Origin of the sequence: Streptomyces lydicus (genome assembly GCF_000717345.1) — a bacterium.
Lineage (GTDB): Bacteria > Actinomycetota > Actinomycetes > Streptomycetales > Streptomycetaceae > Streptomyces > Streptomyces lydicus.
Window position 1 is genome coordinate 22,043 of record NZ_JNZA01000062.1, and the last position, 6,965, is coordinate 29,007.

Below are 6,965 nucleotides of genomic sequence, written 5' to 3' on the forward strand. Positions count from 1 at the left end.
CGTGCGTCGGCTCTCCGTAATCCGTGATCGTCGTGCGGGGGGGGGCGGTCGGTGCTCACCGGCCGGAAGGGTTCACGGCCGGAAGGGCTCACCGGCCGGCAGGGCTCGTGGTCGCGGACGGGTCCGAGGCGACGGACGGTTCGGCCCCGGCGGCGTCCGGACGGCCGGCCAGCCGGGCGCGCCAGGCGTCCAGCACCGCGGCGTCCGTCGGCCGGGTGGCCAGGCTGACCGCCACGTAGGCCACGAGCGAGGCGAGCAGCCCGTAGTAGATCGGCTCGTTGGCGAGGACGCCGAGCGAGAGCATCAGCCCGACGACGGTCAGGCCACCGACCGCGACCGAGGCGAGCGCGCCCGCCCCCGTGCCGCGCTTCCACAGCAGTCCGCCCAGGATCGGCACCAACAGGCCGCCGACCAGCAGGTTGTAGGCGACGGTGAGCGCCTCGACGACATTGTTGAGGGCGAGGGCGATCACGATGACCGCGAGGCCCATCAGGAGGATGAAGACCCGGTTGCCGCGGACCTCGTCCCGCGGCTCCCCCGCCCCGCCGGGCCCGGCGTCCGGTCCGTGCGGGGCGTCGGTGGCAGGGCTCTGCCGCCGCACGACTCCCCTGATCCGCGCCCATATGTCGTTGTTGGCGACGGTGGCACAGGCGATCAGCGCACCCGAGGACGTGGACATCACCGCGGACAGCGCCGCGGCGAGCACCAGCCCGCGCACGCCCACCGGCAGCGCGTCCTTGACGATCGTGGCGAAGGCGTCGTCCGGGCTGCCCAGGTGCGGGTAGAGCACCTTGGCCGCGGTGCCGATGACCGCACCGGCCAGCGCGTAGACCAGACAGTACGTACCGGCCGCGGTGCCGCCGAGGCGCGCCACCCTGTCGCCGCGCGCGGTGAACACCCGCTGCCAGATGTCCTGCCCGATCAGCATGCCGAAGGAGTAGATCAGCACGTAGGTGAAGACCGTCTGCCCGCCGATGCCCAGGGGCGCGAAGTAGTCGTCCGGCAGCTGCGCCTTCATCTCGGCGAAGCCGCCCGCCTTGATGACGGCGATGGGCAGCAGGAGCAGCAGCACGCCGATGGTCTTCACGACGAACTGCACCATGTCGGTGAGGGTGATCGACCACATGCCGCCGAGCGTCGAGTACGCGACGACGATCGCCCCGCCCAGGATGATCGCGAGCGCCCGGTCCAGACCGAAGAGGACGTCGAAGATGGTCGCGTAGGCGAGGGTCGAGGTGACCGCCAGCATCAGCGTGTACGCCCACATCACGACGCCGGAGATCAGCCCGGCGGAGCCGCCGTAGCGCAGGTCCAGCATCTCGGAGACCGTGTAGACCTTCAGCCGGGCGATCCGGGCCGAGAAGAAGACGCTCAGCGCGAGCAGGCCGAGGCCGATGGTGAAGACCATCCAGGCGCCGGAGAGGCCGTACCGGTAGCCGAGGCCGACGCCGCCGATGGTGGAGGCGCCGCCGAGGACGATCGCGGCCATGGTTCCCGAGTACATCGCGGGACCGAGGCGGCGGCCCGCGACGAGGAAGTCGCTCTTGGAGGTGGCGCGCCGCATCCCCCACCAGCCCATGGCGAGCATTCCGGCCAGATAGAGCACGATCACCGCATAGTCGACAGCCATGGGCCATCCCTTCCTGCTGCACCGAGGGGAGTGAGGGGAGTGGGGGGTGGGGGGAGTAAGGGGTGTGGCTCGGGGGAGTGACGGGCGCCCGGCGGGCGGGGGTCCCGACCGGGCGCCTCGTCCCGGGCCTTGACCCTAGGAGGCGGCAAGGCGACGCTGAAGTGTACGTTTCCTCCACTCGCCGCCCGCTGACGTGGAGGGTTCGCACATGCCGCACTCGACGCCGCCGTCCACTCCGCCGCCGCGGCCCACGGCGTCCCGACCGTCCACACCACCCACATCAGAGAGCGCTTCACCACCACCGGCGATCGCTTCCCGATCGTCCCTGCCGCCGGTACCGCCCATGACCTCCCCACCGCCCACCCCTCCGACCTCGGCCCCGACCACGGCCCCGGCCCCGCGGGCGACGCCACCGCCGTCCACGCCGCCGGTGCCGCTGGCGGAGCTGCTCGCGCGGACGGACCTGGGCCTGCGGCAGATCGCCGGGCCCCGGGAGGGCGTCGCGATCCACTGGGTGCACACCTCCGAGATGGCCGACCCGGTGCCGTACCTCCTGGGTGGCGAGATGCTGCTGACGGCGGGGATGCACCTGGCGGAGGTGACCGGGGGCGCCCCGGCCCTGGAGTCCTATCTGGACGGCTATGCCGCCCGCACCGTCGCGGCCGGCGCCGCCGCGCTCGGCTTCGGCATCGCCCCCGTCCACGACACGGTCCCCGCCGCGCTGGTGGCCGCCTGCGACCGCCATGGCCTGCCGCTGGTCGAGGTCCCGGCGGGGACCCCGTTCACGGCGGTGGAGAGCGCCGTGTGGCAGGCCGTGACGGAGGCTCGGCACCGGGAGCTGACCCGGCTCAGCGAGGCGCAGCGCGCGCTGGCCGCGGCCGCCGCCCGCCCCGACCCGGCCGCGGCGGTCCTGCGGGCCCTGGCCCGCCATGTGCGGGGCTGGACCGCCCTGCTCGCCCCGGACGGCACGGAACACGGCTCGTCCGGTCCGCGACCCGCCGACGCGGTACGGGCCGCGGCCGGCCGGCTCGCGCAGGTCGTCGGCGGCGACGGGGGCGGGGCGGGCGCACGTGAGGGCGCGGGCGGTCCGTCCTCCGCCACCGACGCGCTGCCCGGTGCCCAGCTGTCCGCCTACGCGCTGACCGGGCGCGGCCCGGGGCGGCAGGCGCTCGCACTGGTGGTCGCCGCGGACCCGCACGACCCGCCCGCACACACCATCGCGGGGGTGGCCGCCGTACTCCTGTCGCTGATCACCGGGCCGGCCGGCGACCGCGGGCCGGCCGCGACCGGACACGCCGCGGCCCTGGTCCGGCTGCTCGTCGGCGCCCGCCCCGCCGAGGTCGCCCCGCTCCTCGGCGCGCCCCTCTGGACCGTCGTCCACGCCGAGCGCCGCCGGGAGACGACCGGTTCGGCGGCCTCCCTGGCCACCGCCCTCGGTACCCCACTGCTCGCACCGGAGCAGGAGACCCACCCCGCCGCCACCGACGCCCCGCCCCCCGGCCCCGCCCTCCGCGCCCTGGTGCCGGGCGACCGCGAGATCACCGCGCAGCCCGGCTGGACGCTCGGGGTCAGCGCACCCGTGCCCGTCGAGGAACTGCCGGCCGCCGACCGGCACGCGGCCACCGCCCTACGGCGCGCCCTCGCCCAGCACGCCCCCCTCGTACGCCATCGCGCCCCCGGCCCGCACGGCATCGCCTCGCTCGTCACCGCCGACGACGCCCGGCAGCACGCCCGGGCCCTGCTCGCCCCGCTGTCCGACTCCCCGCCCCTCCTCGACACCCTCCACAACTGGCTCTCCCTGCACGGCAATTGGGACCGCACCGCAACCTCCCTCGGCATCCACCGCAACACCGTGCGCCAGCGCATCAGCCGTATCGCCACCCTCCTCGACACCGACCTGGACGATGCCGATGTCCGCATGGAGCTGTGGTTCGCCCTGCGCGCCCTGGACCGGGACGCCGCGACACATCGGTGACGCGCTTGTGACCGCCAATTCCTTGAGCACACAAGGGAGTTCGCCACTAAACTTTGCCCGTCGTTGTGCTGCACGTGACCACGAGCAGGTAGAACGGGGGCCGCAATGGCCGGAGACGGGCTACAGGCGGACATTCCCTCGCTGAAAGCCGGGGGCAAGGACTTCACCGGCATCGGGGAGCGGTACCAGTCCGCGGTGGAGAAGCTCAAGAACGCACTGACCGGCCTGGAGGGCCAGGACACCCCGCCGTGGGGCGATGACGACATCGGCGAGAAGTTCGGTGTGGTCTACGAGGGCCTGCGCGACGGGATGTACGAGTCGATGGGGCATCTGGCCGCCAAGCTCCAGGAGATCGGCGGCGCCCTGAACACCATGGGCGACAACCACCGGGCCGACGAGGACTTCAACGAGTCCCTGATGAAGCAGCACGTCGCCAACGCCGAGGCGCAGAGCCAGCTGATCAGCGGCTTCAAGGCGCCCCACACCTGACGCGCGCCGCGGGCACCCGCGCGCTCACTCGTCCCGCACCCATCGCCGCAACTTCCGCACGCCGCCGCACCGTCTACGGGGGATTGCCGACATGTCGCTCATGCTGCCGGACTGGCTGGAGTGGGTCCTCGAAATGCTCGGCTACGACTGGCCGACGGGCGACGAGGACAAGATGAACGAGTCCGCCGCCAAGTGGCGGGAGTTCGCCAACGCCGTCGAGCAGCTGCAGTCCGAGGGCGTCACCGCCGCCGGAAACGTCCTGTCGGCCAACTCCGGCGAGAGCATCGACGGCTTCAGCAAGACCTGGGAGAAGTTCTCCGGCAACGGCTCGGGCTACCTCGACGACGCCCGTACGGCCGCCGAGCTGATCGCCTTCGCGATGGACGCGGGCGCGGTGATCATCATCGGGATGAAAGTCGCGGTGATCGCCCAACTGGCGATCCTCGCGGCGGAGATCATCGCGGCCCAGGCGGCGGCACCCTTCACCCTCGGCCTCTCCGAAATCGGCGCGGCGGGCGCCACCCAGGCGACCCGGCTGATCGTGCGCCGGATCCTGAAGGAGGCGCGCGAGGCCCTGGTCGAGGCAATCGTCGAGACGGTCAAGGAGCCCGCGGTCTCTGCGCTGGAGGCCATGATCTCCGACGCCATCGCCCAGGGCATGAACATGAACTTCGGGGCCCAGCAGGGCTTCGACGTCGGCCGCAGCCTGAAGACCGGCGCGGAGGCGGGCGTCGACGCGGCCAAAAACTCCGGCCAGACCTTCACGGAGGCGCTGCGCGACGGCGCGGGCGGCCGAGCGGGCCACCACGCCCGCGGCGGCCTGGACCACGCCGCCGGCCACGGCGGGAGCGAGCACGGCGGCGGGGAGCACGGCCGTGGGGACGGTGGCGACGGGGAGGGTGGGGGCTCGTCGGGCGAGTCCAGCTCGGGGTCGGGGTCGGGGTCGAGTACCGGGTCCGGGGCGGACTCCGGCTCGGGGTCGGGGTCGGGGTCGGATTCCGGGAGCGGGTCCGGGTCGAGTTCGGGTTCGGGTTCGGGGAGCGGTACGGGTTCCGGCAGCGGTACGGACGGTGGGTCGGGGCGCGGCTCCGACAGCAGCTCCGGCTCCGGCTCCGGGGGCGACGGTGGGTCGGGGCACAGCTCCGGCGACGGGGCCAACTCCGGCCGCCCGGCCGGAACGTCCACCGCCACGAACAGCGACCCGGGCCACAGTCCGTCGACCACCACCGACAGCTCCACGCCCCCCGGTCAGGACGGCAACCGGAGCGTCCCGCAGGCTCAGCCCCTGCCGCCCCCGGACCAGCGCAGCGCCTTCGACGAGGGCTACACGGGCGGCAACAGCCACAACCCGTACGGGAGTTCCCCCACGCCGGACCCGTCGGCAGCCCCTCCCTCCGCCGACACCCCCGACCACACCCCGGACAACACCCGGCCGGACAACGGCCCGGTCAGCACCCAGCCCACCCCGGACCACGCACCGGACCACGCACCGGACGCCGCCCGGCCGGACAACAGCCCCACCGGCGCCCAACCGACCCCGGGCCCGTCCACCCACCCGGACGCGGCACCGCCCCCCGAGGCGTCCCACACCCCGGGGCCGGCACCCGACTCAGCACCGCCCCACACCTCGGGCCCCTCCCCCGACGCCGGGCCGTCCCCGGACGCGGGCCGTGCACCGGACCACGCGTCCTCCGACCAGCCGGCCGCCGCCACCCACCCGTACGCCAACGACAACGGCTCCGGCGAAAGCAACAGCAACAGCAACAGCAACAGCAACAGCAACAGCAACAGCGCCAACGGCGACAACTCCGGTGGCGGCACGGGCGCCGGCCGGCCGGCCACGCCGCATGTGAGCGTGCCCTCCCAGGGCGCCCCCGTGCCGCACTCGCCCTCGTCCGGCCCACCCGTCGGCCAGCGCGATCCGGCCCCCGGCAACCCGATGCCGCACGTCCGGGACGACGACACCACCGTCACCACGCAGTCCGCCGACACCATGACCGCGCCACCGCCCACCCAGCACACACCGACGGACCCCGGCTCCCCCACCTCCACAACGCCCCAGCAGACGCCGCAGAACGGCCCGCAGAATCCCGGCCCGGTGATGGGTGTGCCCCCCACCATGCCTCCGCAGGGCGGTCCCGCCACGCCGGGTGTCACCCCGCCGCGGGGCGGCACCCCGCCGGCCTCCGGGAGCCCGTCCACCCCGCCCAACCGCCGTCCGGACGGTTCCCAGCCGATCCATGACGTCACCCAGCAGCGCCGCCCGGACCGTCCGGCCTACGATCCCCGGCTCGACGGGCCACGCCGCCCGGACGGCACACGCCCCGATACGACGCGCCCGGATACGACGCGCCCCGACGTCACCCGCCCCGCCCCCACACGTCCGGACCCGCGCCGGCCGGGTACGGACCCCACCCGCGGCGACACCGACCGCCCGCGCACCGCGCCCCGTACGGACGCCCCGCACCAGCAGCCGCCCGCGGACCACTCAAACCCCAGCGACCGCCCGGCCCCCACCGATCACACCAACTCCACCGATCACACCAACTCCACGGACCGCCCGGGCGACCCCACCCACCACACCAACCACCCCCAGAGCAACGACCCGACCACCCACCACCCCACCGACGCCCCCGCCGAACACGGGGATCAGGGCGAGCACACCCCCGCCTCTGAGACCCGTAACCGCGAACGCCCCGGCGGACTCGACGGCCCCACCGACGAACACCAACAACACGTCGAAAACGCCATCCCCAAAGACGACAACGGCCGGCCCCAACGCCACCCCGACCCCGACAACGGCCACTGGGTCGACACCATCAACCACCCCGGCCCCGACGCCCCCGGCCGCAACAACAACTGCGTCGACGC

At 74.0% G+C, this 6,965-nt stretch carries 4 protein-coding genes; 3 read left to right on the top strand and 1 reads right to left on the bottom strand.

The window, feature by feature from the left end; translation table 11 throughout:
* Positions 1 to 88: 88 nt before the first annotated feature.
* Positions 89 to 1,630 carry a sodium:solute symporter family protein gene (locus OO62_RS34850; protein WP_033271728.1) on the bottom strand — a complete coding sequence of 514 codons (1,542 nt, stop codon included), beginning with the start codon at positions 1,628 to 1,630 and terminating at the stop codon, positions 89 to 91.
* 343 nt (positions 1,631 to 1,973) lie between these two features.
* Between OO62_RS34850 and OO62_RS34855 the strand changes: the two genes are divergently transcribed.
* The 3 genes from OO62_RS34855 to OO62_RS39790 all read left to right on the top strand — a co-directional run.
* Positions 1,974 to 3,605 carry a PucR family transcriptional regulator gene (locus OO62_RS34855; RefSeq protein ID WP_078617514.1) on the top strand — a complete coding sequence of 544 codons (1,632 nt, stop codon included), beginning with the start codon at positions 1,974 to 1,976 and terminating at the stop codon, positions 3,603 to 3,605.
* A 105-nt stretch (positions 3,606 to 3,710) separates the two neighbouring features.
* Positions 3,711 to 4,094 (top strand): hypothetical protein, encoded by a 384-nt coding sequence (locus tag OO62_RS34860; RefSeq protein WP_033271729.1) that lies wholly within the window; start codon positions 3,711 to 3,713, stop codon positions 4,092 to 4,094.
* Between the two features lie 91 nt (positions 4,095 to 4,185).
* The coding region (locus OO62_RS39790) for a WXG100-like domain-containing protein (protein ID WP_157850187.1) at positions 4,186 to 6,965 on the top strand (2,780 nt) is incomplete at its 3' end.